Consider the following 2,539-nt stretch of genomic DNA (forward strand, 5'->3'; position numbering starts at 1 on the left):
AGGTAATTTTAACCAAATGAAGACACTCTCTCACCAAAGGTCTACTGACTATATTCCCTGTGTCATAATCTTTGGAATATCCGCAGGCACCCATAGTAGTCATAGTTCCCTCTACCTTTTCTTGAGGGAAGATTTCTGCCTTCTTTATTTTGGGCGGGGTGGTGTCAATGGTGAAGGTATGGGTTGCTTCGTCTTCTAAATTTAACTCATTTGTGGCATAGATATATACAGTGTGCGTTCCATCGGCTAAATCACTTGTTGGCGTATATGAGGCATTTATTGTTTGGGCATTAAAAGAAGAAAGGGTTGGAGTTGCAATAGCCCCATCAATTCTCATTGTAACAGAACCTGCTATAATATTTCTCCCTGACCTTATTGTAACCCTTATTGTAGGTCTATTGGTATTAGTAGCAGGGCTTTCTGGTGGAAACCAGTTGCTGAATTGAGGGAAGGGGGAGTAGGGAAGATAATTACTACCAATTCCGCTCATTACCCGGTTTCTTCTAATAATTACATTAGGAGGTGTTGCTTCTGCTGTATCAAGATTTCCACTTTGAGGTCTAGTCATTACCAAAATTACATGGTTTCCAACATAATTTAGCATATCTCCAGGTTTTAAGTCATTTCTACTACTTAATCGCAAAGATATGTTTGCAAGGCCAGTTGTATTCGTTCTTGCAATCTCAAGACACCTTGAGGCAAAGGCAGAGCAATCTATACCTGCTAATCTTTGTGGCACCTCATTCCTATATCCATGTTTATAGAGCCATTTTGTGCTATGAGTAGCATTAAAGTCATTTCTTCCTCCAGGGCATACCCCATTGTTTATTCTTTGTATAAATCTTGCCTCACTATCTCCCCCACCAAATACATAGGCTTCCCTATTATATGGAGGGTTACCATTATTTGCAGATGTTCTAAAATTGCTTTGGAAGGTATAGGTTCCAAAGGTTACTGTGTCAATCTGGGGTGTCCAATTGTCTGTATACTCCCAATCTAGGGCATTTTGGACAACTTGATTACGAGTTATTGAAAAGCAGGGATTTACTAAACCCAATATAACTCCTATTAAGACGCAAATCTTCTTTCTCATCTTTTCTTTATCTCCCATTTGATAATTTGAATTCCATCTGCGTATAACGGAAAATATTCTATTTCTTTATCTGGATTAGGTATCAATTCCATCTGATAGATATTTCCTTCTTTGTCAATGCGAGGTAATGAGCTAATTAAAGGATGCTTACCATATGGGTTTGGCAGGCCAATTAAATTTATTACGCAAAGAAGTATTCTTTTTCTATCATATTTGTAAATTTGTGGAGGCCACCCAGTAAATATGTAAATATCCCCTTTCTTGTCAGTTTTAATAAATCCAATTTCTGTAATGGGATACTTTAGTTTAAACTGAATTTCTTTTATTGACTTATTTCTTGGATTTAAAATCTCTATAACTTGGATATTTCCTGTCTTGGTTCCTAAACTAACCTGATACTTTTCCTTTTCTAATTCAATAAGACTTCCTCCACTTTGGTCTTGAAGTAATGCAACTTTTCCAAGTTTTTCTTGGGATAAAGCCACTTTCTTTCCAGCCCTTGTATGTTTTATCCGTCTTGTTTCTCTTATGGTTTCTCCCCCTGGCTTTACATTTATTCTATCTTGGTCTAGGTAAAAATTGTCTTCTTTATCAAGAAACAAGTCTTCTGCCCTTATTGTTGCAAAGTCATAACCCAATGTATTCCATGTTTTCATAGATTCTTCAAACTGTTCAGGTTTTGCCTCTGAAGCCCGCTCATAGCTTTCTACAGGAATAGAATTAAGATATTTACCAGAGTTGCTAAATATTTGAATGCGATTGTTTATATGGTCAAGTATGCAAATTTCGCCTTTACTATTAAGCACAAAGCTTGTAGGCCACTCTGGCTCTCCTTCCCAGGCTGTAAGCCCAAACTCCCCTATCTCTGTCCCCCATCTTCCCTCAATTATCACCCTTGGCACATATTCCTCGGGATATACAGGGTGGACTTCTTTTGTTCCTGTTCCTAAAGCCTCTTTTGGCTTTAAAGCCTCTGTCCCCTTAGGCTCATCTTGAGCCCATCCCATCTCCAGCAAGGCTAATGTAATCAGCCCTGCTATTCCTTTACTTAATCTTGTCTTCATCAGACATCACCTCCAATTAAAATTTTCAATTTTCATTGAATTTTCAATTTTACAATTTCATTTTCAATTATATTCAAAAGCAAAGCCCTTGTCAAAAATTTTTGCCCTTTATTTAAATCCTTACCACAGTTTTGCATTTTTAGTTTTAAGTTTTGCATTTTATTTATGTTTTCCCCCGAGCCCCCTTTCCAAAATATATAAAAAAAGCCAATATGGTTTCATTTTATTACTGGAATTGGCTTTTTGTTTTCCACACTTCCACAAGACCAGGATATTGCCTTTATTCCTTCTCCTATTTCCTTTAGCTCACCAGTTTGTAGGTTTGTGGTATAGAGGGTGTTTTTGAATATAAAAGCAAGGGAGTTACCATCTGGGGAGAAGC

2 protein-coding genes are annotated in these 2,539 nt (G+C 37.3%); both read right to left on the bottom strand.

The features are described 5' to 3' along the window. Positions 1–1,093 (bottom strand): hypothetical protein (locus AB1630_12260; GenBank protein ID MEW6104567.1); only part of this gene is annotated, 1,093 nt, incomplete at its 3' end. Then, positions 1,090–2,157 carry a hypothetical protein gene (locus AB1630_12265; protein MEW6104568.1) on the bottom strand — a complete coding sequence of 356 codons (1,068 nt, stop codon included), beginning with the start codon at positions 2,155–2,157 and terminating at the stop codon, positions 1,090–1,092. The genes AB1630_12265 and AB1630_12260, both read right to left, overlap by 4 nt. Positions 2,158–2,539: the final 382 nt, after the last annotated feature.

The organism is bacterium, from assembly GCA_040753555.1.
GTDB lineage: Bacteria > UBA9089 > UBA9088 > UBA9088 > UBA9088 > JBFLYE01.